This window comes from Pleomorphomonas sp. PLEO, from assembly GCF_041320595.1.
In the GTDB taxonomy this organism is placed as follows: domain Bacteria; phylum Pseudomonadota; class Alphaproteobacteria; order Rhizobiales; family Pleomorphomonadaceae; genus Pleomorphomonas.
The window spans coordinates 4,777,304-4,802,161 of sequence record NZ_CP166625.1; the positions used below are offsets into that span (position 1 = coordinate 4,777,304).

General features: G+C 58.6%; 17 protein-coding genes and 7 pseudogenes. 13 read left to right on the top strand and 11 right to left on the bottom strand.

Annotated features, from left to right (window positions below; translation table 11 throughout):
• Window positions 1–24: 24 nt before the first annotated feature.
• Window positions 25–1,170 carry a mandelate racemase/muconate lactonizing enzyme family protein gene (locus AB6N07_RS22120; RefSeq protein WP_370675214.1) on the bottom strand — a complete coding sequence of 382 codons (1,146 nt, stop codon included), beginning with the start codon at window positions 1,168–1,170 and terminating at the stop codon, window positions 25–27.
• 256 nt (window positions 1,171–1,426) lie between these two features.
• Here AB6N07_RS22120 and AB6N07_RS22125 point away from each other — a divergent pair, with 256 nt between their 5' ends.
• Entirely contained in the window at window positions 1,427–2,194 is a 768-nt protein-coding gene (locus tag AB6N07_RS22125; protein WP_370675215.1) for a FadR/GntR family transcriptional regulator, read from the top strand.
• A 45-nt stretch (window positions 2,195–2,239) separates the two neighbouring features.
• Here AB6N07_RS22125 and AB6N07_RS22130 read toward each other — a convergent pair whose 3' ends face one another.
• Window positions 2,240–2,593, bottom strand: a complete 354-nt coding sequence (locus tag AB6N07_RS22130; RefSeq protein ID WP_370675216.1) for an L-rhamnose mutarotase — start codon at window positions 2,591–2,593, stop codon at window positions 2,240–2,242.
• Between the two features lie 77 nt (window positions 2,594–2,670).
• A complete protein-coding gene (locus tag AB6N07_RS22135) occupies window positions 2,671–3,963 on the bottom strand; it encodes an MFS transporter (protein ID WP_134183831.1) in 1,293 nt (430 codons plus the stop codon).
• Between the two features lie 258 nt (window positions 3,964–4,221).
• On the opposite strand from AB6N07_RS22135, the pseudogene AB6N07_RS22140 reads away from it, so the two are divergent.
• Both AB6N07_RS22140 and AB6N07_RS22145 read left to right on the top strand, forming a co-directional pair.
• Window positions 4,222–4,336: pseudogene (locus AB6N07_RS22140) on the top strand (IS3 family transposase); the annotation flags it as partial.
• Between the two features lie 449 nt (window positions 4,337–4,785).
• Window positions 4,786–4,974, top strand: a complete 189-nt coding sequence (locus tag AB6N07_RS22145) for a hypothetical protein (protein WP_370675217.1) — start codon at window positions 4,786–4,788, stop codon at window positions 4,972–4,974.
• A 591-nt stretch (window positions 4,975–5,565) separates the two neighbouring features.
• Here AB6N07_RS22145 and AB6N07_RS22150 read toward each other — a convergent pair.
• A pseudogene (locus AB6N07_RS22150) lies at window positions 5,566–5,742 on the bottom strand (integrase core domain-containing protein); the annotation flags it as partial.
• A 6-nt stretch (window positions 5,743–5,748) separates the two neighbouring features.
• On the opposite strand from AB6N07_RS22150, the pseudogene AB6N07_RS22155 reads away from it, so the two are divergent.
• The 5 genes and pseudogenes from AB6N07_RS22155 to AB6N07_RS22175 form a co-directional block, all read left to right on the top strand.
• A pseudogene (locus AB6N07_RS22155) lies at window positions 5,749–5,961 on the top strand (helix-turn-helix domain-containing protein); the annotation flags it as partial.
• Window positions 5,962–6,651: 690 nt separating this feature from the next.
• Entirely contained in the window at window positions 6,652–8,304 is a 1,653-nt protein-coding gene (locus AB6N07_RS22160) for a diaminopimelate decarboxylase (RefSeq protein ID WP_370675218.1), read from the top strand.
• Between the two features lie 21 nt (window positions 8,305–8,325).
• Complete coding sequence (locus tag AB6N07_RS22165) at window positions 8,326–9,534, top strand: alanine racemase (protein ID WP_370675219.1); 1,209 nt, start codon at window positions 8,326–8,328, stop codon at window positions 9,532–9,534.
• A gap of 41 nt (window positions 9,535–9,575) precedes the next feature.
• Entirely contained in the window at window positions 9,576–11,168 is a 1,593-nt protein-coding gene (locus tag AB6N07_RS22170; protein ID WP_370675220.1) for a Mur ligase family protein, read from the top strand.
• Between the two features lie 150 nt (window positions 11,169–11,318).
• Window positions 11,319–11,409 (top strand): annotated as a pseudogene (locus AB6N07_RS22175) (integrase core domain-containing protein); the annotation flags it as partial.
• Window positions 11,410–11,480: 71 nt separating this feature from the next.
• Here the strand turns inward: AB6N07_RS22175 and AB6N07_RS22180 are convergent.
• Window positions 11,481–11,955: pseudogene (locus AB6N07_RS22180) on the bottom strand (transposase); the annotation flags it as partial.
• Window positions 11,956–12,387: 432 nt separating this feature from the next.
• Here AB6N07_RS22180 and AB6N07_RS22185 point away from each other — a divergent pair.
• Both AB6N07_RS22185 and AB6N07_RS22190 read left to right on the top strand, forming a co-directional pair.
• Window positions 12,388–12,588 (top strand): hypothetical protein, encoded by a 201-nt coding sequence (locus AB6N07_RS22185; protein ID WP_370675221.1) that lies wholly within the window; start codon window positions 12,388–12,390, stop codon window positions 12,586–12,588.
• 202 nt (window positions 12,589–12,790) lie between these two features.
• Window positions 12,791–15,448, top strand: coding sequence for an ATP-binding protein (locus tag AB6N07_RS22190; RefSeq protein WP_370675222.1), 2,658 nt, complete (start codon window positions 12,791–12,793; stop codon window positions 15,446–15,448).
• 102 nt (window positions 15,449–15,550) lie between these two features.
• On the opposite strand, the gene AB6N07_RS22195 is transcribed toward AB6N07_RS22190, so the two are convergent.
• Window positions 15,551–15,823 (bottom strand): hypothetical protein, encoded by a 273-nt coding sequence (locus AB6N07_RS22195; RefSeq protein WP_370675223.1) that lies wholly within the window; start codon window positions 15,821–15,823, stop codon window positions 15,551–15,553.
• Between the two features lie 11 nt (window positions 15,824–15,834).
• Here AB6N07_RS22195 and AB6N07_RS22200 point away from each other — a divergent pair.
• Together AB6N07_RS22200 and AB6N07_RS22205 are read left to right on the top strand one after the other, a co-directional pair.
• Window positions 15,835–16,341: pseudogene (locus tag AB6N07_RS22200) on the top strand (LacI family transcriptional regulator); the annotation flags it as partial.
• Window positions 16,342–16,409: 68 nt separating this feature from the next.
• Window positions 16,410–16,772: an MmcQ/YjbR family DNA-binding protein gene (locus AB6N07_RS22205; protein WP_370675224.1), complete on the top strand. Its 363-nt coding sequence runs from the start codon at window positions 16,410–16,412 to the stop codon at window positions 16,770–16,772.
• A gap of 9 nt (window positions 16,773–16,781) precedes the next feature.
• Here AB6N07_RS22205 and AB6N07_RS22210 read toward each other — a convergent pair whose 3' ends face one another.
• From AB6N07_RS22210 to AB6N07_RS22225, 4 genes are all read right to left on the bottom strand, one after another.
• Complete coding sequence (locus AB6N07_RS22210) at window positions 16,782–17,705, bottom strand: SLOG family protein (RefSeq protein WP_370675225.1); 924 nt, start codon at window positions 17,703–17,705, stop codon at window positions 16,782–16,784.
• A gap of 319 nt (window positions 17,706–18,024) precedes the next feature.
• Window positions 18,025–19,062 carry a toprim domain-containing protein gene (locus tag AB6N07_RS22215; RefSeq protein ID WP_370675226.1) on the bottom strand — a complete coding sequence of 346 codons (1,038 nt, stop codon included), beginning with the start codon at window positions 19,060–19,062 and terminating at the stop codon, window positions 18,025–18,027.
• Window positions 19,063–19,130: 68 nt separating this feature from the next.
• Entirely contained in the window at window positions 19,131–21,251 is a 2,121-nt protein-coding gene (locus tag AB6N07_RS22220; protein ID WP_370675227.1) for a ParB/RepB/Spo0J family partition protein, read from the bottom strand.
• A gap of 162 nt (window positions 21,252–21,413) precedes the next feature.
• Window positions 21,414–22,607: a DUF932 domain-containing protein gene (locus AB6N07_RS22225; RefSeq protein WP_370675228.1), complete on the bottom strand. Its 1,194-nt coding sequence runs from the start codon at window positions 22,605–22,607 to the stop codon at window positions 21,414–21,416.
• A gap of 583 nt (window positions 22,608–23,190) precedes the next feature.
• On the opposite strand from AB6N07_RS22225, the pseudogene AB6N07_RS22230 reads away from it, so the two are divergent.
• Window positions 23,191–23,560: pseudogene (locus tag AB6N07_RS22230) on the top strand (transcriptional regulator); the annotation flags it as partial.
• A gap of 157 nt (window positions 23,561–23,717) precedes the next feature.
• Here AB6N07_RS22230 and AB6N07_RS22235 read toward each other — a convergent pair.
• Window positions 23,718–24,857 carry a cysteine desulfurase family protein gene (locus AB6N07_RS22235; RefSeq protein WP_370675229.1) on the bottom strand — a complete coding sequence of 380 codons (1,140 nt, stop codon included), beginning with the start codon at window positions 24,855–24,857 and terminating at the stop codon, window positions 23,718–23,720.
• Window position 24,858 lies beyond the last annotated feature (1 nt).

Genomic DNA, 24,858 nt, shown 5'->3' on the forward strand with positions numbered 1-24,858 from the left:
CTTGATGTGATTTCGCTTCAGGCCCTACTCCCTGCCGTCAGGAACGAGCCGCAAACCGGCTCTCTCCGGCCTGACGTGCGGGCCTTGAGGAACTGTCCAGGCTCCGGCGCGCCGACTGGCACCGATACCAGGTTCGTCGATTTTGATGCCGAGCCCCGGTTCGTCGCCGAGCCGGATGCCGCCGTTCTCGATCTCCTGGTCGACCGTGATGCCAAAGGGCGGTTCGAGATTCTGGATCTCGTGGCCAATATGGTTGCTCACCGAGGCGGCGGCGTGCGACACGGGATTGCCGTTGTAGCCGACGGGACTGACCGGCAGATCGAAGGCCCGAGCCAGGTTGGCCACGCGCAGGAAGTGGGTGATGCCCCAGCAACTGCCGGGCTGCAGGATGTCGATGGCACCGGCGGCAACGAAAGGCCGGAACTGCTCCAGGCCAGTCAGGTTTTCGCCGGAGGCAACGGACGCACGGACGGATTCGGTCACGGCCCGATGGCCGTCGACGTCCCATCGTCGGACCGGCTCCTCGATCCAGGTAAGGTCAACCTGTTCTTCGATGGCGGCAACGTGGCGGACTGCCTGCTTACGTGACCAGGATTCGTTGGCATCGAACATCAGAGCCGGTTTGTGGCTGTTGACCAAAAGCGCGTCCCGCACCGCCAGCAGACGGCGGATGTCGGCCTCGACGTCGCGACCACCCTTGAGTTTGGCGGCGGTAAATCCTCGTTCGGCCCAGGTCCGGTAGAGTGCCACAAGCACTTCGTCGTCGAGCCCTCCATCGAGCACCGAGGCGTAGCCGGGAACGAACCGGTCGGCGCCGCCGAGCAAACGCCACAGCGGCTCACCGGCCAGCTTGCCCTTGATGTCCCACAAAGCCATGTCGGCGGCACCTATGGCGCCAAAGACGCTGCCGCAATGACCACTTTTGAAAACATGGGCCTGCATGCGGTCGTAGAGCGCGGCAACCGTGCGCGGGTCATTCCCTTCGAGGGCCGGAAAGACGCGGTCGATATCGGCGTGACCGCCGAGCCCCACGCCCTCGACCCCTACGTCGGTCTCCAGTATGAGGATGGGAACTTCGGTCACGCCCGAGGCTATCACCCCGTTGACGTCGCCGATCGGGCGTTTCCAGTCGCAAACCGTCGTCAGGCTGCGGTAGCCGGTGATCTTCATGAACTTCCCTCTCGCGTGCAGCAACAGGATGGCAGGCTGACTTCACACGCTGTAAACATGATACATAATATGTATTATGATTCATGTCGGCAATCCCGAAAGTTCCCGATACGTCAGAGCGCGTAGATTGCCGGACCCACGCAATCTTCAGCTGGCCACTGCCGACAGGCGTCCAGTTGTTGACGATTCGATGGGCGTGTTATGAGGAGCAATGCAGGGTGGCTGCGGATTTGGCGACGGTAAGCGAGGGGCAGACGTGATCGATCGGCAAGAGACGGCGGGTGAGCTGACAGCACCCGATCAGGCCGCGTTCGTGCGCCGCCCACGCCTCGCCAGCGCGGTGGTCGACCACCTCACCCACGCCATTGTCACTGAGGTCTACCCGGCGGGAACATCGCTTCCGACCGAAAGCGCGCTCTGCGACATCTACAAGGTCAGCCGCACGGTGATTCGCGAGGTATCGACGACGCTCGCCGAGAAGGGGCTGGTCAACAGCCAGCAAGGACGCGGGACCATCGTCCTCGATCAATTTCACTGGAACATGCTCGACCCGACAGTGCTCTCCGCGCTATTCCAGCGGCACGATGGAGTCGAGTTTCTCGACAACATGATCGAGATCCGCACCCAGCTCGAGTGCTCCATGGCCGCCAAGGCGGCGCGACGCATCGGCGACCTCGAGATCAGCGAACTTGGCCGCTTGCTCGGCCGCCTTGAGGCGATGATGAACGATCCGGTGGCCTATGCCGCCGGCGACATCGAGTTCCACAATTTCATCATGAGCCTGTCGGGCGACCGACTCGGCAGGGCCATTGTCACAGGCCTCCAGGGGCAGGCGCTGACCACTCGGGGCTATAGCGGCCACCCGACGATCACCGACATCGCCGAGACCCATCGGGCGCATGTTGCCATCGTCTCGGCCATCGCCCGCCACGACGCCGTCGCGGCTTCCGCGGCAATGGGCACCCATATCGCTGATGCCTGGAAACATCGCCGTCAGGCGCCAGGAACATCCAGCGCCTCGTAACCGGCGCGGCCGACGTGCCTCTGGCTCTCCAGAGAGCACGCCTTTTCAGGGCTGCTCGGCAAGCGAATAGATGCGTTCCATCTCGAGCCATGTCGATCCTTCCGGGCCGCAGGGCAGCGTCTTCTGGAAGGTCCGCATCAGCGCATCCCAGGCTTTGACGTCCTCGTTGGCAGCGTCTCGCTCCACTTTGGCCGCCGGATCGAAGCGATCGCCCTGCTCCATGATCATGAACATGCGGTTCCCGATCAGATAGATCTCGAGTTCGCGGATATCGTCGGCGCGGATCGCGGCGGTCACTGCCGCCGGCGGTCCACTGGCGCGGTGCCAGTGGCGATAGAGAGCGACGCGTTCGGGGTCGTCATGAAGATCGACCGCGAAGCACTTACGCGTGGTTGTCATGGATACCTCCCTTTAGAAACGAGCGCCCGCCCCGACGATGCGCGTCAGGGCGGGTGGAGTGGCTGACCGTGACGGCCTTACTTCACCGAGCGGATCGGCAGGACAAAGAAGGAGCCAAGACCGACGAAGATCACCGCGGCGATGAACAGCACCTTGTAATCGTGGCCGAACATGCCAAGGAGCACGGCGGCCATCGGCGGGCTGATGATCTGCGGGATGTTGATGGCGGTGGTCAGCACGCCGAGGTCCTTGCCGGCTTCGCCCTGGACGGTCTTGGGCAATACCTGCGTCATCAGTGCGAGGTCGATCGACATGAAGGCGCCGTAGCCGATACCGATCAGCGCTGCGTAGATGTACATGCCGTTCATGTTCGGCATCCACAACGGCACCAACATGGCCAGCGCCATGATCAGGCTGGCGAAGAAGACGAAGGGCTTGCGACGCTTGCACTTATCGGAAAGGTACCCGCCCAGCAGCGAGGCCGTCACCACGAAGACGAAGGTGATCGATGATATGTTGCCGATGCTGATGTTGGCATCCTCGTTGGACAGCTTGATGTAGTCCTGCAGGATGTAGAGCAGATAGGTGGCAACCGCCTGATAGCCCATGTAGATCGCGAAGCGGCCGGCAAAGGCCCAGGCGAAGTCATGCGATTTGAGCGGCCTCCAGAAGCCGTTGAGGAAGGAAGCGAAATCGAACTTCTCCGATTTCATGTCAGTTGATGGCGCCTCCCGGTTGACGAACACGAAGGCGAGGCAGGTGACGGCAATGGCGATGGCGAAGAAGCCGTAGGCGGTCACCATGTTGCCCGCCATGCGCCCGGCGACCACGGCGCCCGCCGCGACACCGGCCGTCATGCCGGCGCCGACAAAGCCGCCGGCAAGGCCGCGATTGCTTTCGGAAAACCGATCGGCGACCACAGTGGTCAGCGCCGGCTGCATCGAGTTCAGCGCCACGGCGGCCATCACCCAGATAACCGTGATCGACACCAGGCTGGTCATGAAGGAAACGCCGAACAGAGCCGCGGCTCCCACCAACGCGCCAACAGCGATCCACGGCGAGCGACGCCCCCAGCGACTGCGCGTGCGATCCGACAATGCGCCAGCGATCGGCGTCGCAAGCGTCGAGAAGATCGAGGTGATGGCGAAGACGATGGCGAGATTGTTCGCCTTGTTCGCCGGATCAAGCGCGGCAATCTGGTTGGGCAGCAACACGCCAAGCACGCCGACATAGAGCCCCAGCAGGACGAAATTGTTGACCAGAAGCGAGGTCAAGAGGGTCCATTTGCGCGCACCCGCCACATAAGGCGTGCCACTGGCCTGGTCGAAATCCGCTTCGACCAGCTGATTGGGAAGGCTGGCATCCGACATTAAGGTTTCCTCCGCTTTGTAATATATGATATGTATTACAAATATCGGAAATATCGGCAAGAGCCTTTCAATGCGACGTAATACGTAGCGATTGCCAGCCAAGGAACCGGTCGCCGACGGCCACTCCCCCGGTTCGGCTACCGTGACGAGGACGTGATTCAGGCTCCCGAAAGGATCTGCCGGGACGTCGGGACCCAACGCCGATCCGTATCGACCGGGGCAGCTAACTCTTCAGCCGTGACCTCGCTCCACAGGGACGGCGCCATCCTCGACTTTTCCCGTCCAGGCAAGCCAATCGATAACACCGTCATCGAGAGCTTTTACGGCGCCCCTACCCCCCAGAGGCTTGAACACACCTTGGAAGTGGTCCTTGGCCGGAGACAATCCCTCATGCCCCCTGAACGGACTTGATCTTTCCTGTTGCGTGGACACGATGGGCCCCAAGGCGTGGATATCGGCGAGATCAGGAAGCAGCGTCTGCTTCGCCTCATCAAGGCGCACGCCGAGCCCGTCATCCTGATCGAGGCGGTGGCCGTTATGAGTAAATCGCGCCTGCTCGCCGATCTCGCCACCGCAAGCCACCTGCCGATCCAGCGAGATAGCCAGCCGCCAGAGGCCATCGGGGGCCTCGGCCTGGGGGGACGCGCCCTCCGATATCCCAGTCGATTGCCTGCCCAGTGTCGCAGGCGGCAACCGGTTGGTGCTTGCGAAGCGCCCGGCCACCGATCTGTCGGGCCTTGATCGCCTCGTTGTCTTCGGCGCGGCTCCTATGGCACCGGGGTTGCCCGCTACGGCCTTTCCGCCACCACCGATGCGCTCGAAATGGCCGCTTCGTTCCAGCGCTTCCAAACTTCGGGATTCTCTTCCACCACCAGCGACAACGGCAACACCGAGGCCGACGGCTACGACAACAGCACTGCATTGGCTACCGCCAGCTATCGGGTCAACGATGCGTTAGCGGCTCGATCGCTGCCCGCTGCTCTTCATCCAGCCAGAACTCTCCTGCCATGATCCAGGCTCCATCGTTCGACAAAGTGAATCATGACAGCCGATATTAATTAATTGGCTGATTGGGTTTCGGCCCAAGAGCGCTGAGCGAGGATTTGCGTTGCGAGCAAATGTGGTTGATCGGAGACGCAGCCATCGGCTTTCGGCTAGCAACTCCCGCTTTCGAATAAGAATGACTCGATCGGGCTGTGGCCGCTTTCCGCTCAGCATATTGGTTGCAGGGGCACACCACCTGATTTGAACCTGCGATGCTAACTAACTGATTTTCTTAGTTCAGGATAATCGCACCAAAACAAAACCCCAGCAACTCATTGAGTTTGCTGGGGCTTTTCGTTTGTTTTGGTTGCGGGGGCAGGCAACCTACGAGACCGACATTCGCTACGCGTATCCATCTAGCTGAATACTCTAGGCGGGTTCTCCATCCCGCTTCTTTGGCCACGCCAACATCGACAAAGCCAATCACCGCAAAAATTGCTGTGTATGAGTTGGGCTATCTTCGCATACTCATTCCAGATGCTGCGAAGTGGGCATCTTGAGGCGGCTCGGTTTGTTTGAACAGTTTTCGGCCGATTTATAAGTGGTTCTTGGCATCTTTCATGCCGCAAGCCGAGAAGGCTGCGGCTGGTCGAAGTAGACCTGATCGGGTGTTTTCCGGTCAAGCGATGAATGTGGGCGTCGTCCGTTATAGAAGCTCAGATATCGGCCGATGGCCGCCCGAGCTTCTCGGACCGTGTCGTAGGCGTGGAGGTAGACCTCCTCATATTTGATGGTGTGAGGCGGCTGAGCGTTCTCGAACTTGCCGAGCAACTAGGGAACGCTGCGGAGCCTTGTCGCCGCCGCGGCGTGAACCGGACAAGCTTCTACGAGTGGAAACGGGGTTCCAGCTCGAAGGTCTCGCCGGCCTGAAGGACCTGCCGCCGATCCACGAGTCCCCCGCAGACGACGCCGATCCGTCCCTGTTCTAGAGAGGGCAGCGCGATCTTCCTCCATATTCCGCGTCCCAACCTCGCCTCCACTGCCGGCTGCATTGCCGTGGAGCGACGCAACATATTCCACCTGACAAGCAAGCTCCTGCCGGGGACGCTCATTAACATTCATCCCCACAGCTCAGACATGTAGCTAGGATTACACCCTCAGCAATCCGGTGGAGGGCTGTCGATCCACGTTCACTAGATGTCTATCGAAACTGCGCCGATAGTCCTCCTCGAATGTCCCGAAGCTTCGATATGACGAATGAGCGTGGAACATCACGGTCGCCATTGGGTCCAGGCGCGTCTGATCCGTCGTCAAAATAATAGCTCTTGATACAGCGCTCTTCGGCGAATCCGGATTGTGAGAGATAACGAGGCGCAAATATCGCTCCCCGACTCCAAACAATATTACCCTTTCACCAAGTCGGATTACCGGTCCTTTATGCAGAGCCTTTCGTATCGCGTTTGCAGACCCATCCGGAAGAACATCTGGAATACTACGAAACACGAAGCCCCCTCTGGCCTCATCTATATCAAGATCACCGGTAACCACTTCTCCGCTCGAGCTTCGTCGCACATATCGCGATCTGCCAACGTATGCTGCAAGCGGCAATTGTTCAGCAGAGCTTGTGCTAGTCATACTCATAAGCAGCGCTAACAGCAGGGCGTCCTCGTCGCGAAAGGTCGCGTTAATAGCCTGGACCTTCGTGTGCTCGTGCGCATCCCTTCCAGAAATCACCGCTTCGACAGTCGCCTTCGCCAAGCCGGTGTCGCGACGCCATCGCTCTTTAGAAGTGCGCTTCTCGGCAATGGCCTCCTGAATGGACCGTCGGGCCAAGTCGAATATGCTGTCTATGATTGCCATTTGCGGGACGGGCTAATTCGAGCGACAGAGACGGGCGAAGAACCGCGAATTCTGGCCGTCCTGGTCAAATCCCTGCAAGATCAGCTCCATTTTAACCCAAATTTTCACCTGCCAGTTGTAGCGCGTTCGCGCCATAATTCAAGCCTCAGAGGGAGCAACCTGCCCCCTTCGCAAAGGGTCACGGTCATGATCAAGGGAAACAGAGTTTCAGACCACCCATTATACCGCGATGACCAGCTCACTCTCCAAATCGTCGAGAAGTATCACACTCCAACCTACGTATTCGACGAGAAAACAGTCAGGATGAATGCGCGAGAGATCATGAATTCGATCGCGTATCGCCCTTTCCACCCTCGATATGCTTGCAAGGCTCTCACGATCGGTGCCATCCTCAATATCGTTAGGGAGGAAGGTTTTTGGATCGACGCTTCGTCGATCAATGAGGTCGATCGGGCGCTGCGTGCTGGGTTCAAAGCCGCGGAGATCTACTATACCGGAGAAGGGGCCACTCTGGAGGTCTATAGCACGCTCGTCCAGCGCGGCATTCTCGTAAACTGTACTTCGATCGATCAGATTCGGCTCCTCGGCCGAGCTGGTGCCACCAGATGCTCACTGCGACTTAATCCTGGCGAAGGGCATGGGGCTAACCATAAGACCAACACTGGAGGGCCCAGCAGCAAGCACGGGATCTATTTCACGCAAATTGACGATGCGAGGAGCGTCGCCGCAGAGAACGGAATCAAGGTCGTCGGAGTGCATTCGCATATCGGCTCCGGAACGGACTTGAGCCGATGGCTGTTCATCAAGGACAAAACGCTGGAAATGGCAAAGCGGTTTCCCGACCTAGAGATTGTCAATCTGGGCGGCGGCTTTCCAGTAATTTACGATGACGACAAAGATGACGGAATGCCACTAGAGGGGTGGGGGAACGCTCTCTCGGCTTCCATGGACGAGTTCTCTCGCCAGATAGGAAGAAAGGTGGACCTGCAAATCGAACCGGGCCGCTTCTTGGTGGCCGGCTCAGGGGTATTGCTCGCCGAAGCGCAAGCAGTAAAGACGACCGACCCTGACGAGCGCTCGGCCGGTTACAACTTTGTAATTGTCAACACAGGATTGAATCACAATATCCGCCCGTCCCTATATGGAGCATTCCATCCGATCCGGTTTGTACCGCGCGACGGGGTTTCTCGGGCCGTAAGCAAGCCCTATGTTGTTGCCGGTTACCTCTGTGAATCAGGCGATGTATTCACCGTCACCGCCGAGAATGATGGAACTTTGGCTCCGCGAGTATTTCCGGAAGTACGTGTTGGCGACATCATGGTAATGGCCGGAGTTGGTGCCTACTCGCATTCAATGAAGAGTGAGTACAACTCCATGAATCTTCCCGCGTCCATCCTGATTGAAGAAAGCGGCCATCTGCGAGTAATCGAGCGTAGAGGCACTCTGGACGACCTAATGAGACGGGAATTGGAGGCTTACGACGATACGTCATCATAATTCAACGCCGGGAGACCGCAAATGAGACTATCAAGCAATATTGAAAAGGTCATTCGGGACATTGCAGCCAGCGGATCTTCGGGACGAAGCTTCTATGTCTACGAATTGACTCCTATGGTGTCGAAGATCGCGGGGCTCAGAAGCGCCCTCCCGGAACGCGTTGAGATTTTTTACGCGATGAAGGCGAACCCACACCCAGCGTTCCTGCGAGCCGCTTTGGATGCCGGGATCGGGGGAGTTGAGATCGCGAGTATAGGAGAAGGAAAAAAGGCTATAGAGGCCGGATTTTCACCTAAGCAGATTGTGTTCACGGGGCCAGGAAAGTCGCCAGAAGAACTAAGATGGGCGGCAACAACCGGCATCCGGTTAGTCCACATCGAGTCTCTGACCGAGGCCCATCGGCTAAACAGCATCTGTTCCGAGTTGGGAACTACGCAGAATATTCTTATCCGCGTCAATCCAAATTTTCAGGTTCACGGCGCCCAAGCGACCTTTTCCGGTGACAGTTCGAAGTTTGGGATAGATCAGAACCAGTTCCTCGACAAACTGCATCTTATAATTGCCTTAAGTAACCTTAGCGTACAAGGTCTTCACGTCTATTCGGCGAGCGGCGTGCTGGTCGCCAGCGATCTACTGGAGAACTGCCGTAGGGTGTTTGAACTCGCTTCCGTAGTTTCGGAACGACACCATGTCGACCTCTGTAAGGTCATCGATTTCGGTGGAGGATTCGGCATCGACTATCTTGAAACCGGGGCTGACTTTTCGTTGCCTGAGTATGCCTCAGGACTAAAGGCCCTTATCGCACGATACGGCTATGAAGATCGACAATTTGTCCTCGAGTTGGGGCGCTATCTGGCGGCTGATAGTGGCTGGTATTGCAGCGAGATACTCGACATCAAGTCGAGCTTGGGGGTTAAGCAGGTCGTCTGTCAGGGTGGCTCGCATCACTTCCGACGACCTGTCGCGCTAAAGATCAATCACCCCACATCTATCGTCTCAATCGGTCGTCCGCCTGTGTTTGAGGAGCAAGAAGAGGTGGTCGACGAGGAGGCGTTCATTGGAGGGGCGCTTTGTAACTCGGCCGACAAGCTTACTGCGGAGCCGATCGTTATTCAGCACGCACGTATCGGCGACATCTTTGTCGTCGGTTTAGCCGGGGCCTATGGATACTCGATGAGTCATCTCGATTTCCTGTCCCATGAACGCCCCGAAGAGGTCGTGGTCCCTTAGGGGATCTCTAGTGGAAAGAGCGCCGGTCCGGAGGGATCAAAATGACGTTTGCTGAACTTGTCGACATTGTTGATCCGATTTACGTAACATCAACGCTAAAGGCACAGGCGTTAATTTTGTATGGCGCTACAATGGATAGCAGAAAGGTGGATCCCGGCGACATCTTCTTCTCGCTTGAGGCCAAGGCCCCAACACCGAGCGGGGATGTTCCAAAGGATGATCGCCCAAGGTTCATCGCGAGCGCGATAGAGAGTGGAGCGCAGGTTGTCGTATTTGAGCCAGGCCTCAACCTTGACGACCTTCCTGTTGATGATTACGCTCGGTCAAAGGTGATTTTTGTGCAGGTTGCGAACCCTGAGCTCGCATTTGCGCAGGTCGCCTTTCGCTTTATACAGAAGAGACCCCACCACATTGCTGCGGTAACAGGCACCAATGGCAAGACCTCGACCGTATCGATCCTACGCGACATTTGGCGGGCCGTCGGGCGAGATGCATACTCCCTCGGTACATTGGGGTTGATTTCGGATGAGCCTCATAATTGTCTTGTAACAGGCCTGACCACTCCTCAACCCGACGCGTTCTGCAAGCTACTTAAGGCAGTGGCGGAGAAGCACACACGCTCGTACCTCGCTGTTGAGGCTTCGAGCCAAGGGCTAAACGAGGAGCGGTTGTCGAGCGTTGAGGTCGATGTCGCCGCTTTCTCCAACCTTACACGGGATCACCTGAACTACCACAGCTACAACCGCAAGAAGCGGACTATGGACGACGATCTAGGGGCGTTCGAGAGATACGCTGAATGCAAACGGATGCTTTTCCTCGATCGCCTCAAGAAGGAGGGTGTTGCTGTTGTTAATATCGACGACCGTTACGGCGTCGATCTGATCACTTCGATATCGGCACAGAGACCGGATGTCCAAATACTGACCTGCTCGTGTGAGCACGCAACAGCCGACTTCTTTGTAGCATCGGCGACCCAAAGTGACGTCGGGGTTGAACTGACAATGCACCACGGCCCGGAGGTTGTGGCAATCGCAATGCCGTTGTATGGCGCGTTTCAGCGATACAATGCGGTGCTGGCTGTCGGAATGGCAGTCGCATCAGGCGTATCATTTGGCGAAGCTGTGGCTGCGCTGGGTCGCGTCCGGCCGGTGCGAGGAAGGATGGAGTTCGTTGGGGAGACCAACACGTGCGGGCGTGTTTATGTTGATTATGCTCACACGGACGATGCACTGCGGTCGATTTTAACTGGCGCGCGTGAGGCGTTTCCTGGAAGACCAATCTCGATCGTCTTTGGTGCTGGCGGCGATCGCGACGTAGGAAAGCGTCCGCGAATGGGTCGGGTCGCCGGAGAACTAGCGGACCAGATATTCGTCACAGACGATAATCCACGAAGTGAAGATCCTGGTATTATTCGCGCCCAGGTCATGGGTGGCATCGTTGAAGCGGGAGCGGAAAGAAGAGCTGCCTCGGTAGCTCCTCGTGACGTCGCGATCTCCCAAGCCGTTTCGAATCTACCGAAGGCGGGTATCCTCCTGATTGCCGGCAAGGGGCACGAAGACTACCAGGATATCAAGGGGAAGAAGTTCCCGTTCGATGACGTTGTTGTCGCGTTACGGGCACTGCAGAGACGGTGACCTCGGAACTCGCGATCGGGCCGAAGATCTTGTTGCAACGCTCGAGCCCGTCCGCGCCGAGGTCGGCTACCCGAAGACAATCCGGATCGGTCAGTACTCGGAGTCGTCAGTCGGGATCTCGACCTCTGGGCCGACCATAAGAGCGTCGTCCCGGACTTCTCACGGCCCGGCAAGCCAACGGACAACGGGCTTCATCGAGAGTTTCAACGGCAAGCTCCGCGCCGAGTGCCTGAACACGCATTGTTCATGAGTGAGGTGGCTCCACCGGACTGGACAGCTTGTCGGCCTTCGTAAGCTTGGGCCGATGGTCCGTCACGCCGCCAGTCTGATGTCGCCGGCCTCCACGTGGACCTCGACGGGTGTACGCCCACTGTGTGTCGAATGAGGTCGTTCGAAGTTGTAGTAGTCGATCCACCGTCCGATGCCGGCACGGGCTTCCCAGCCGGTCTCGTAAGCGTGGAGATAGATGCACTCGTACTTCATCGAACGCCATAGCCGCTCGATGAAGACGTTGTCCATCCGCCGACCCCGCCCGTCCATGGAGATTCGTATACCTGCATCGGTCAGGAGCTCCGTAAACCCGTGGGCCGCTGAACTGGGCTGCCTGGTCCGTGTCGAAGATTTCTGGTCTCCTATGTCTCGCCATGGCCTCCTCGACCGCGGCGATGTAGAAGTCGGCATCCATCGTGTTCGACAGCCGCCACGCCAATACCCGCAGGCTCGCCCAATCCATTACGGCGACGAGGTAGAGGAAGCCCCGTCGCATCGGGATGTAGGTGATATCGGCGTATCAGATGTGGGGCACGCAAGCGCACGGACACCCCGCAGGCTTCACAGCTCAATTCGAGGTGTTGCCAGCGCTCCAGTAGGGCGGCTTTGAATGTGACCGTGAGGATGATGGTCTCGTCTTCCATGTCCCGAATATACGTTCAGAACAAATAGTGAACAACTGACATCGTTCGTCAGTAGTGTCTGTTGAAAACTGTAGGGTTAATCCGGCCGGGGTTGTGGTTACACAACACAAAGAGTTCAATCGGTTATTGGCTGATTCGCAAAAAACGAACAGCCTAGAGGTGCAACTCTAGGCCGTTTGAATTGGATCAGCAGCGACGTTTGTCTGAACTACCGTCGCTCTTTGGATAACCAAATTGGTGATAAACTGATTTGGGTATCCCATGCAAGCTGGTTCAGCCAACAGCCATTACAAAGGATAACCATTATGGCTGAACCTGAGACGCCGCGACGCGGCGATCGAGCCCCGTCCTACATGCTCACGGCAGAGGATGCCGCAATCATCAAAGCTCGTATCCGTAAGGGCGAGTTCTTGAACCGCATTGCGGCCGACTTCGACGTGAACCCTGGTCGGATCAGCGAGATCAAGACGGGAAAGCGCTTCGCTGAAATCCCGCCTGCCGTCTAGCGGCACCGACAGGGAGGCGCGGGGTAACCCGCGCCTTTCCAGCTTAGCGATATGAGGTAGGCACAAGCCAATTGATACGCCCTTTGAGAATGAAGTGACCAGATCCGTCTTCTAGTCGATGAACCGCCCCAAGCCAGCGAGGCTCATTCGTAATTGGAGGTGTGAAGTGCAGTGGGAAAATGTTGGCCTCTGGGCACGAGCCATGGACAAGACCCGATGGGAGCCCTATTCCCACGCCCTACTCGACGAACTGATTGTTGAATATAGAATTTTCTGGCAGAACGCTTGCAAGTTATCGGCCCAGATAGCCAGAACGCTGCCATCCCTAACCCTCCACGACGAGAAGCATTTCTTTTCACTATGGCAGCGTGCGGATGTAATCGCTGGGCCGAATTACTTGATCACTCCACTTGAGGCATTTGTATTCGGTTCGGCTATCTTGCTTCACGACGCAGCAAATTCCGTAGCCGCATTTCCGGGTGGTCTGTCTGAAATTCAGGCTAACGTTATTTGGCAGGATGCAGAGGCAGATTGGGCTCACAAACATGAGCACAATTGGGATGAGAAGATTCCCAACTCGGCTCAGGATGAAATTCTCTTTAACACGCTTCGAGAACTCCATGCTCAGCGAGCCACCAGTCTAGCATGGCTAAAAGTCGGATCAGGCCCCGAAGAACGCCACCTCCTGCAGGATGAGAGGCTTAGGCACCATTGCGGCGAGATCATCGGCCTGATTGCCGCAAGTCATCACTGGAACAGTTCTGACCTTGAAAAGCTTCCGAAATTTAAAGGCGCTCTTGATGGCATGCCTAGCGAGTGGAGTGTGCGCCCGATCGTGCTAGCCTGCTTACTTCGGTGTGCAGATGCCGTTCAAGTTGACCAATCACGTGCGCCAGACTTCCTACTTGCTTTACTAAATATTCGTGGTGTTTCTCGTGATCATTGGGTGGGTCAAAACAGATTATCGATACCGTTTGTCCTTCCAGAGGACCCCAAAGCGCTTTGCTTCACGTCGACAAAATCATTTTCCGAGGAGGACGTCGCCGCATGGTGGGTTGCCAGAGACGCCCTCGCAGTCGCGGACCTCGAGCTTAAAAAGTCGGATGAATTACTTCGTGACCTTCGCCTTGCCCCCTTCGCCATTGATCACATCCGCGATGCTTCATCGACAGAAAGGATTTCAAGCCAAATATTGACTGACGGATGGAGACCGATATCTGCGGAGGTACGGATTTCAAACGTGTCTCACGTCGTTTCAATGTTTGGTGGCGCCGCACTTTATGGCTATAATCCAATCGTTGCTTTACGTGAGCTAATTCAAAACAGTATCGACGCTATTCAACAGCGGCGAAAATTGGACGATGATTTTCAAGGTTCGATAACAATTCAAGTTGAGCCAGACGGGGATGGTGAGCACATCTTCATAATTGTTGATGATGACGGCATCGGAATGTCTGAAGCTGTACTTACCGGACCACTCATCGATTTCGGCGCTAGCTATGCCGGGTCAACTTTGATGAGAAAAGAGCGCCCCGGCTTAATGGCAAGAAGAGCTCCGCGAATTGGTCGCTACGGGATTGGATTCTTTTCAGTATTCATGATTTCAAGCGATGTATCAGTTACCTCTCGAAACTTTGACTCAGGAATTGATTCGTTCCTGACGCTAAAGTTTAAAAATGGCCTCTTGAACAGACCCATATTAAAAACTACTGGCGAGCAACTACCGGGCGCTCGCATATCAACTCGAGTCCGTCTCCGTGTTAACCGCACGACATTTGATAAGTTACGCACCGTTAGTTTCTCTCTCAAAGAGTACATTGTATCCCTACCCGAGGCGATTGGCGCTTTATGTCCGATGGCGGACGTAGATATTTTCGTCGTGGAGTCAGGGAGAAAGATGAACGTTCACAAGCGCGACTGGCATAAAGGCGATCTGACTTCTTGGCTTCTCAGCATATTTCCTGGACGAGTTTATATTGACGCCTTCAATGATAAAGAGAGATCTTCGCTCACAAATACCTTAGATCAGGACTATGATGGCGTCATGGGGAAAATGTCGCAACATATTAGGCTGATTTGCGATACACACCCTCAGTTTGGCGCTGCCTGCATAATTGGCTCCGTCGGCTACTCACTATCCACCGTTGGGGGGCTTCGGACAGAGTTAACATTTGGCTCTGTTGAAGAAAAGTGGTCCGGAGTCATTGACCACGTCCCAACAGGGGCGACGCGCCATGTAGGCCCCATTCTCGCACCCGCTGATGCCTTGGCAAAATGGGCGTCTCTCCAAGCACACCTAGCAACTCAGGCCAATTTCGCCCCGAAAACGCTCAACTTAATTTCAAGTACTACATCAATATTCGCCGGCGATATCACAGATACAATACGCATTCGTATAAACAACAAATGGCGCACAGCTCAAGAAGTATCAGATATACTTATTTCAGGAGAACAAATATTTTGCCCAATTTTCACTCTTACCGGATATCCATCAATTGTCGATTTACAATATACGGTTATAAAAGAATATCTACGTGTACTTAGAATGGATATCTCGTATTTTGGGGATAAATTCCGATACAAGTGCACCACGTTGGAGCACACGCCGTCTTCAGCGCTAGACCACAATCCAGATAGGGAACTTAGTTTGTTTGACATCGAGCCAAACGGATATGGATTACTTGATATTTTAATCACACTGTGCGATAGGCGTAATTATACTTTAGATATATCGTACATGGATAATCATTTATTTGCGACTTACGTGGGAAAAGCACCTGGAAAACTAGGGCTAAAGAAACCATACGAAGTTCGAGGAGACGCAATGCGTTTAACTGCTTACGATTCGAGTTCTCAGTAATTTTCGCTAGTTCAGAAACGTTTGGTTCGGCGGAGTTAAACTATTCCTGTGAGTTTCTATACTAGTCAAAATAGGTTCTCATTTTCATTGATCACAATTTTTTTACAATTTCCCAGCTTTGCTTGGTTGGGTCACCCTGAGCTCCGCCACGACCAACCCAAGAACCCGCTCGTTGAACCTGTCTCGCGGCATCGTAAATGCGGAGTGCAGTGTAGCGTCGAACGACAGGCAGATCTCCTCGCGGGTTGCCGCAGTCATTGCCCTGAAAAGGCTCGGAATGTCGCCCCCGTCTTCAACCAGATATATCCCTTCCCCCTCGTAGCCGATTGTCGGAAGCACAAAGACGGCATCGCCGGGCTTGAGCGTCGGCGCCATAGCGCTACCGTCAGGTGGCCGCCTTCGTCGACGATTTCAGCAATCCGCACAAGCTGCCGCTGATCGCCGCGCTGACCGAGATCATGCAATCGGAAGAACTCGTCGTAAGCATCATCAACATCAACACGCACTTCGACCATATCCATGCCTTGCTCAGCGCCGACCAACGGCAGATCGACGCCGTGCTGCTCTGCGGCACCGCCTTTCGCGACGAAATGCTGACCGACTCCCGTCTCGGGCCAGGAACGCCACCGATGTTCGTTCTGGCCCGCGACAGCCAGATCGACGGCGTACCGGCGATCACCTGCGATGCCGACGTGGCGATGGCCGAGATCTGCGGCTATCTGGCAACGAAGCCCTATCGCCGGCCGGGATTCATGGCTGGGCCACAGACTCTGTCGACGGCGCTTGGTCGCCGCCGGCTGTTCCGCGATTTCTGGCTCGGGCGCGGCATATCCTCGGTGCAGGATCTTTCGGCCGAGACTTACAGCCAGGCCGAGGGCGCCGCCGTCATGCGGACCTAGGAACCTGCTACCGGCGGCGCAAGAGGGGCCAATCGATCGAGGCTCGGGCGGAGACAGTGTGCATGACCTACGAAGAGTACAACGCGTTCTGCGGCGCGCTGCCGGCGACGAGCTATGTGGTCCAGTGGGGTGGATCGCATGTCTGGAAGGTCGGCGGGAAGGTCTTCGCGATCGGGGGGTGGCAGGGTGACGAACCAGGTTTCACCTTCAAAGTGAGCGACATCGCCTACGAGATACTCAAGGAGCAGCCGGGACTGCGTCCCGCACCTTATCTTGCATCCCGGGGGATGAAGTGGATCCAGCACTTCGCCAAGCCCGGCCTCGATGACGGTGCGCTGCGGGACTATATCCGTGCATCGCACTCCATCGTCTCGAAGGGGGTGTCGAAGAAGAAGCGGATCGAGCTTGGGTTGGCTGTGCCGTAGTGGCGGCGCTCAAGCGCCGCCTCCGAAACGGTAGACCGGGATACCGAGCTTCCTGGCCTTGTCGGCGAGATTGTCCTGAATGCCTGTACCGGGAAAGACGATGATGCCGATTGGCAGGACGGCCAGCATCGCGTCATTGCGCTTGAACGGCGCCGCCTTGGCGTGTTTGGTCCAGTCGGGTTTGAAGGCAACCTGAGGAACTTTGCGATGGTCGGCCCAGCGGGCAGCGATCTTCTCGGCGCCTTTCGGCGAACCGCCGTGCAGCAGCACCATGTCGGGATGCTTGGCATGGACCTGATCGAGCTTGGCCCAGATGAGGTTGTGATCAGTGCTGTCGCCGCCGGTGAAGGCGATCTTCGGCCCGGCCGGTAATAAGACTTCGGTCTCGGCGCGACGCTTGGCGGCGAGGAAATCGCGACTGTCGATCATTGCGGCGGTCAGGTTGCGATGGTTGACCATCGAGCCGGTGCGAGGGCGCCAGCTTGATCCGGTGTGACGCTCGAAGTGATCGGCGGCCTGGTCGCGCATCAGTTCGAAGGCGTTCCGGCGTTCGATCAGCGTCTGGCCCTCGGCGGTCAGGCGCTCAAGTTCGACCGATTTCACCTCGCTGCCGTCCTGTTCGCGTTGGTTGCGACGCTGCGCCTGTTCGTTGTCGTCCAGTTCGCGTTCGATCCGGTCGGTGGCGCGGTGGAAGAGATTGACGGTCGACCACAGGAGATCGTCGAGGTCCGGCTCGAGGCGGGTGTCGGCGAGTGTCGAGATCAGGGCGTCGAAGATGTCGGCGATGGCACCGGCGACATGGTTGCCTTCGGGGAGCGGCCGGGGATCGGGTTCCTCCTCAAAGGGGCGGTAGCCGTAGAGCTGAAGCTCCTGCAGAACGTGGTCGGTTGGAGAAGAGCCGTGATGAGGCTCAAAGTCATCGTACTCGCTCATTAGGGTGCTCCATCGGATGGACCGCGACCGTCGCGGGCCTTCATGGCGACAAAGCCCACGGGCGGGACGGCCTTGCACCCGGACGCGGCACGCGACCGGGCCGGAGCGTCAGCGGAGGATGGCAGAGGCCGGCTATTTTGCCTCGCGATGGAAAGCGGCCCAAAGGCCGCGCCGGAAAATAGCCGGCCGCCGCCATTGCCGGGCCGACCCGGCCGTGGGCCGATCGCCCTCTCGAAGGCCGGACGCGGTCCTCTCCGATGCTGGTGCATTCGGACGGGCATGTTGGCGGCGGTCCCCACCGCCTCTTCCCCGTTTCCGGTCACGCTGCCTGCATCATGAAGCGGGCGACGTCCTGCGGGGCGAGTTGAACCCGGATGTTGGCCCGGAGGGCATTGATGCCGAGGTGGCGGAGATCCTCGTTGAAATCTCCGAGCTTGGGCGACAACGCGATCGCCTCGATGCCGGCCGCGTTCGCCCGTTCGATCAGGTTGTCCCGTGCTCCATCGCCGGCTGGATCGTTGTCGCGGACGACGTAGAGGCGTCGGAGTGCCGCCGGGAATAGAATGGCGGCGAGATGGACCGCGGAAAGAGCGGCTGCCATCGCCATGGTGGGCATGGCTTCGCTAACTGAGAGGACAGTTTCGATGCCTTCGCCTGCCGCCATGACTTCGTCAGATATACCGAAGCGGACGGCGTGCCCGAGGAGATCGCCCACAGCTTTCCGCTGCGTGTCGATTGGTGCCTTGTCGGAACCGTCGAGTGCGAGCCAGGTGCGATGCGCGCCGGTAATCCTGCCGTCGAGATCGGTGACGGCGGCGATCATCGCCGGCCAGACTTCGGTCGGGCTGTGCTCATCGGGCCGATAATAGCATCGGGGATGAAAGCGGAGGTTTCCGGTTGCGTGCAAAGCCGTAATGCCGCGATGGCGCAGATACGTTTCCACGAGCGTGCCGCCGATCGGCTGCGACATGGCGAACAGCCGCCGTGCCGCTTCTGCCGAACCTGACGGCGCTGATGTGCTGCGGTGCCGCCTCGATGTCGGCTCCGGTTCAAGATGCGGCAAGCTGAGGAAGCGCCTGGCCTCTTCCACGACATCGGCGAAGTCGATGAGACCGAGGGATTCCCGGATCACGTCGAGCAGATCGCCATGCTCGCCGGTGGCGGCGTCGGTCCATTTGCCAGCCGGACCTTTGGGGCCGTCCCTCAGTCGCACGAACATCGAGCGGCCGGGTGAGTTGCGGACATCGCCAACCTGCCAATAGTTGCCCTGACGACGGCCAGCGTCGAGATAGTGCCGGCATACCGCTTCGGCGTGGTCGGCAAGACGGCGTGCCAGATCATGCGATTTTTCCACCATGACGCACTTCCAAAGAAAAGGCCCGCCATTGCTGACGGGCCAGTGGTCGCGGGGTTTCCTGGGTTGGATTACTCGGCCGCCAGCGCTTGGTGCGCTTCGTCGGCCAAGTCATCATTCTCCAAAGTGTCGTTTTCGCCCATGGCCGATTCACCGTCGCTCGCCGCCGTCTCCACGACAGACGAGTCCGCAGCCGGGATGCGCAACTGTTCCGGCAGCCAGCCGGTGTCGGCAAGAAGGCGTTCCGCCTCCTTGGCCATGTCGCCCTTCTTCATGTGGTCGATAAGTTGCGCAGCCCGTTCGCCGGCCCCCTCGCGGACGGCTTGAAGAATGCGCGCTTTGGTGACGCGGCCAAGGTAGTTGGCGGCTGTCGGCCGCCATCCGACCTCCACCATGTCGAGTTTCGTCGCCCGCGCCAGCCGGTCGGCCTGCGAGAGACGGACTTTCAGCCCATGCTCGCTGACGCCGGAGCCGCCGTAGGGGTTCGGTCGTTCATAGAGCGCGTTGATCCCATAGCTGACGCAATGGGCGAGCAGTTTCATACGGTTGTCGTCGTCGAGCGCGACGAGCCAATTCCACAGGGCATCGTCATCGGCTGGAATGTGGTCGCTCCAGCGTTCGTGCCGATCGGCAACGGACTTCGCCGAGGAACTGTCCTTCAACCCCTCGGCCTCGGCGGAGAAATAGACGTGCCGGACATTGGCCTCGAGCACGCCTGTCGCCGGGCGGTGCAGGAAGGTATCTGACACCAGCTTATGCAGCAGGGCCGTCATGGCGACATGCGGATGGTTCGCCACCGCGTCCCGCAGTGCCAGTGTGCGATGCGCGGTCAGTTCTGTGACGAGCCGATCGGGCAGCGACCTGATGCCATCCTCTTCCTCATCGTCGGACTGAGCCGGCTGGCCGTCGGTGGTGATGACGGCGCGCGGGATGGCGGGAGCGGCGGGTTCGACGGTCTCGCCTTGCACCATGTCCTGCATGTTGTCGCCCTCGGACTCCACCGGCCGTTCATCCTCGGGACGGACATATCCACGGTCGACCGACAGCGAACCATCGGCATCGATGGTGACGAAGGCGCCGGCGATGGTGATCTCGGCCGGGTCATAGCGGACAGGTCGCTTATCGAGCGCTTCCATCGCCATCTCGAGCTCGCCGAGGCGCTGGTCGACATCTTCCGGCAGCTCTTCGGCGCTCTCGTAGTCTTCGGACAGGCGGTTGTATTCGGCCTGCAAGGCGTCGCGCGTCGCTTGTTCCTCTTCGGTCATGTCGAGCGGCTTGCCGGCAAGGGCCCGCAGGCCGTGGGTTACGCCATAGGGGATGCTGACGGCGGCCTCGACCCACTTCCAGCCCTCATTAGCGATCTCGTCGGCGATCGTCTTCAGCTTCTCTGCGACCAGGCGATCGAGCAGACCAACATCCTGCAGCCAACCGCCATCGTCGGACTGGAACAGGTCGCGCAGCACGATGCCGTCGGCGGCTTCATAGGCGTCGACTCCGACGAAGACAACGCGTTTGTCGGACGCGCGAGCCGTCGTCTCGGTCAACATGCGCCGAATCTGCCATGGTTCCTTCTGCCAGCCATCGCGGGCCGTCTCCCAGACCTGTTCCTGGCGGGTGTGATCCGGCGAGACGGTGAAGGCCATCAGCATTTCCAGCGTCATGCCGTCCTCGGCATAGATGTCGAGCAGCTTGGGTGAGACGGACGCAAGGCGCAGGCGCTGCTTCACAACGTTGACGCCGATGAAGAAAGCGGCGGCGATCGCTTCCTCGGTCATGCCCTTGTCGCGCATGGCCTGAAACGCCCGGAATTGGTCGAGGGGATGCAGCGGCGCGCGGTCGATGTTCTCGGAGAGCGAAACCTCGTCGACTAGGATGTCGCTCGTCGCATCACCGACAACACAGGGCACGGGCGTTGTCTTAGAGAAACGCTTCTGCCTGGCAAGCAATTCCAGTGCACGATAACGCCGGCCGCCGGCGGGCACCTCGAACATGCCGGTCTCGTTACCCTGGGCGTCGAGGACGGGACGAACGTGCAGGGACTGGATGAGGCCGCGCCGAGCAATGGATTCGGCCAGTTCCTCGATCGAGACGCCGGCCTTGACGTGCCGGACGTTCGACTGGCTGAGCACCAGCTTGTTAAAGGGGATATCGCGAGACGACGCGAGGGTGATCTTCTGAATGGCAGTTGCCATGGAACCTACTCCGTGACGGACGCCGAGAGCCTCTCTCTCGAACCCAATCCGTCACGAAGCGAAGCGCCGCCCTCTTTCTCTGAGGACGGCGCCACGAAGCCGGAAAGGCACGGATACGCCGAACCGGAGATTCAGAAAGCCGTATCGCCGGTTCGGCGGGTTTCAGGCGGCTCGATCAAGCAGCTTCTTCCCCTTCGCCTCCATGTCGAGACGGGCGTCCTGATGCGGCTTGTCGCGGGCGACGGCCGTGATCCCTTGTACGAAGTCGAAGATGCTCGCCGGCGGATGCCCCTCCTCGGCAAGCACAGTGTCGATGATCTTCGCCGTCTCCGACTTGGAGAAGCCACGCCGGCGCAGGAAGTCGCCACGGTCTTCGTCAGTCTTCGCCACGATCCGCTCGCGCGCCGCCTTGATGCCCTTGACGAAGGGCGCCGGCGAGGAATTCGCGAAGTTCAGGAGCGCCGGTGCCGCCTCATAGGCGAAACGCGAGGCGGCGTATTTCGAGTGGCGAATGGTGATCTCCTCGAACTCCTCGACGCCCCAGAGATTGCGGTTCTGGCACACGGCGCGAAGATAGAAGCTCGCCATGCCGAGCGTCTTGGCGCCGACTTCCGAGTTCCAGCAATAGAAGCCGCGGAAATAGAGGTCGGGCGAGCCGTCGGGCAGCTTGCCGGCCTCAATAGGGTTGAGGTCGTCGACCAGGAACAGGAACACATCGCGATCGCTGGCATAGAGCGTTGTGGTGTCCTTGGTGATGTCAATACGAGGGTTGTAGACGCCGGTGGACCAGTCGAGCACGCCGGGGATTTTCCACCGCGTATCACCAGTGCCGTTGCCGGCGAGACGCTGCACCGCCTCGACCAGTTCGTGGTCGTAGATGCGGCCGTAGTCCGGACCGGTGACGGCGCGCAGTTCGAAGCGGCCGTCGTCGGTTTCGAGTGTTTTGATCTGCTCGCCGCGGTGTGAGGTCAGGCCGTATTGCAGATTGATGCCGGCAAGTGCAGCCGGAAGCTGGCGCAGATAGGCGACGGGCGCTCCGACCAGGCTGGCGAGCTGCCCGAAGGACCAGTGCGTCGGCGCGATAGGAGTGTCCGTGCCCGGCAGGATAAGGGCCAGTCGCCCTGAATCATTGCGGTTTGCCTCAACGTGGATGAGCGCGCTCTCCATCACCCGCGTCTGGCTGCGTTCGGTGCGGTCTCGGACCGCGTGGGCCAACTCTGACAGGGAGAGGTAGCGCTCGTCGGTCGGACGCGAGAACCACTCCGACGAGACGCGGCCGACCCGCTCGCCACGGCCGACATCGACCTTGTAACCGCTGCTGGTGTCACGGTGTGCATCGAGAACCGGCATGTTCATGGGACCAAACTCCATGACAGGCGTCGGAGATCTCTTCTCCAACTTTCAACCCGTCACTGAAAACCGATCCCCTCTCTCACTCTCAGCGGGGCGTTGCGGGGCAGCCGCCCCACAGAAGGAGGCGGCCGAGACTAGGGGGCTTGGGCGCAGGGGAAGGCCTCCCTCACGGTGCGGATGTAGAAGTGATCCGAAGGTCGGTCGTTGCTGTTTGCTCAGGTCCGCTTGAGGCGAACGCGTTTCGTAAAGCGGCGGCCTCCTGTGATCTGGTCCCTTTGTTTGCAATACGAAGAATGATGCAAATCCTCGGATAATAGGTCCTGTATTTCGAATTTTCGTATCGCGGAGCGCGTCATGTCCCAACGCCAGATCACCCATTAGGTGCTGACCGCGCGCGGAATTTCGCGCCTGGCAGAGCTGCGCGAAGCAGGCGTAACAACCGCCACCATGAGCCCATGGAACGCCACGGTGGAAACGAGGCAAACGACGCCCTTGGGAATCGTTTGGCGACCTCTGCAAGGCTGTGGTGAACGTCGAGGGGCGCGTCGGAAAACTAAAAAAGTCCTCGCGCGAGCTGAAGCTCCTCGCCGTCGCGTTCCATGCGGTTGACCGATCAACTGCCGAGGCAGGTTAGGCTCGCCGTGGGTCAGAAGGACTGGTCTCCGAAACCCAAAGGCACGCCCATTCGGATGGTACGTTTCACAGATCGTCTGCTGATGGAGAGTGTTGAAACCCATTTTGGCGAGGGGCTACCTGTGAAGGTCCTCGGCGTCGCAAGGACGATCGCCAATTGTTTCCGGTATCGGAACAAGATTGGCCTGTCAGTGGCTATCGAAGGCCTTCAGGAAGCACTGCGTCAGCGCAAGACGGCGCCGAGTGGGATTGCCCGACAGGCGGAACGAGGAACGGTCACCACGGTCATCAGACCCTATCTCCTGGCACTAACCGCCAAATAGCTAGGGAGATGAATGAACAGAATACCACGTTTGATGTTGCGCAAAAGTATCGGAGGGTGAGCCACCGCATGGCGCGCCTTCTTTGAATATGCGCGGCTTTATCTCTTTCGAATTGCCCTCGACGCTCAGGAATGCTGGCGCTGATCGCGGTTGAGGCTTATTGAGTAGAGCGTAGCAAGGGCTCGATTGCGGTTATCGTTCGATCAACCTCGTCCTGGGTCGTCTGGACTGAGAAGCTGAAACGTAGCGTAGCGCGCGCATCGTCGAAGGAGACACCCATCGCTGTCAGTACGTGTGACGGCTTGGTAGCGCCCGCCGTGCAGGCTGATCCGGTGGCAATGCAGATGCGGCGTAGAGCGAGCTGCTCGGTGACATCGTCAGCCGCGACACCGGGAAAGGCAATCGAACTCGTGTTCGGCAGGCGTACCGTCGAGCGCGAATGGATTATCGCATCGGGCCGCAAGGCCAGAAGTCGCGCTTCGAGCTGATCGCGCAGCTGGGCCACCTTTGCCATTTCGCTAAGCCCCAGCGTAGCCAGGCGTGCCGCGACCGCCAGGCCGGCCGCCCCCGGCACATTCGACGTCCCACCACGAAGGCCCTTTTCCTGCTCGCCCGAAATCAGCGCCTTGATTGCCACGCCGTCGCGTATGAACAACCCGCCAATCCCTTTGGGGCCATGGAATTTATGAGCGGAAAAGGAGAGAAGGTCGACCTGCGCGAGCGCGCCGACGAGATCGATCGGAATGCGGCCCACCGCCTGGGTGGCGTCGGTGTGGAGTAAAGCCCCCGGGGACAGCTCCCGGACCACCTTTGCAAGGGCGCTGAGTGGCTGGATCGCTCCGGTCTCGTTGTTGGCGAGGTGGATAGAGACGAGACGCGTCTCTGGCCGAAGGACTGTAGCTAGGCTCTCTTGGTCGACCACACCATGCTCATTGACCGGCAGAACATCGATCTGCTGCCCGCGCGCCTGCGCTGATCGCGCGGCAGTCAGGATCGACGAGTGTTCACTTGCGCAAGTCACCGCGTGTGATGCCGGCGCGAGCGCGCCGAACATGACCCAGCTATTGGCCTCACTCGCTCCCGAGGTGAGGACGATCTGATCGGCCTCGGTCACGCCGCCAAGCAGGTCGAGCATCGCGATACGTGCATCATCGAGCGGTCGCGCCGCGCCGAGGAGCTCGCCGGCAGTTGACGAGGCGTTGAGGAACAATGTCTCCTGGTAGTAGCGCATCGCCTCCAGCACCTCAGGGTGGGGGCGGGTTGTCGCATTGTTGTCTAGATAGGCGCTAATCTCCATG

Excerpts from the sequence above, each read along its gene's own strand:
- AB6N07_RS22120 (WP_370675214.1), bottom strand. The coding sequence starts at position 1,170 with ATGAAGATCACCGGCTACCGCAGCCTGACGACGGTTTGCGACTGGAAA.
- AB6N07_RS22130 (WP_370675216.1), bottom strand. The coding sequence starts at position 2,593 with ATGACAACCACGCGTAAGTGCTTCGCGGTCGATCTTCATGACGACCCC.
- AB6N07_RS22135 (WP_134183831.1), bottom strand. The coding sequence starts at position 3,963 with ATGTCGGATGCCAGCCTTCCCAATCAGCTGGTCGAAGCGGATTTCGAC.
- AB6N07_RS22145 (WP_370675217.1), top strand. The coding sequence starts at position 4,786 with ATGGCCGCTTCGTTCCAGCGCTTCCAAACTTCGGGATTCTCTTCCACC.
- AB6N07_RS22165 (WP_370675219.1), top strand. The coding sequence starts at position 8,326 with ATGAGACTATCAAGCAATATTGAAAAGGTCATTCGGGACATTGCAGCC.
- AB6N07_RS22170 (WP_370675220.1), top strand. The coding sequence starts at position 9,576 with ATGACGTTTGCTGAACTTGTCGACATTGTTGATCCGATTTACGTAACA.
- AB6N07_RS22185 (WP_370675221.1), top strand. The coding sequence starts at position 12,388 with ATGGCTGAACCTGAGACGCCGCGACGCGGCGATCGAGCCCCGTCCTAC.
- AB6N07_RS22190 (WP_370675222.1), top strand. The coding sequence starts at position 12,791 with ATGGACAAGACCCGATGGGAGCCCTATTCCCACGCCCTACTCGACGAA.
- AB6N07_RS22195 (WP_370675223.1), bottom strand. The coding sequence starts at position 15,823 with ATGGCGCCGACGCTCAAGCCCGGCGATGCCGTCTTTGTGCTTCCGACA.
- AB6N07_RS22205 (WP_370675224.1), top strand. The coding sequence starts at position 16,410 with ATGACCTACGAAGAGTACAACGCGTTCTGCGGCGCGCTGCCGGCGACG.
- AB6N07_RS22210 (WP_370675225.1), bottom strand. The coding sequence starts at position 17,705 with ATGAGCGAGTACGATGACTTTGAGCCTCATCACGGCTCTTCTCCAACC.
- AB6N07_RS22215 (WP_370675226.1), bottom strand. The coding sequence starts at position 19,062 with ATGGTGGAAAAATCGCATGATCTGGCACGCCGTCTTGCCGACCACGCC.
- AB6N07_RS22220 (WP_370675227.1), bottom strand. The coding sequence starts at position 21,251 with ATGGCAACTGCCATTCAGAAGATCACCCTCGCGTCGTCTCGCGATATC.
- AB6N07_RS22225 (WP_370675228.1), bottom strand. The coding sequence starts at position 22,607 with ATGAACATGCCGGTTCTCGATGCACACCGTGACACCAGCAGCGGTTAC.
- AB6N07_RS22235 (WP_370675229.1), bottom strand. The coding sequence starts at position 24,857 with ATGGAGATTAGCGCCTATCTAGACAACAATGCGACAACCCGCCCCCAC.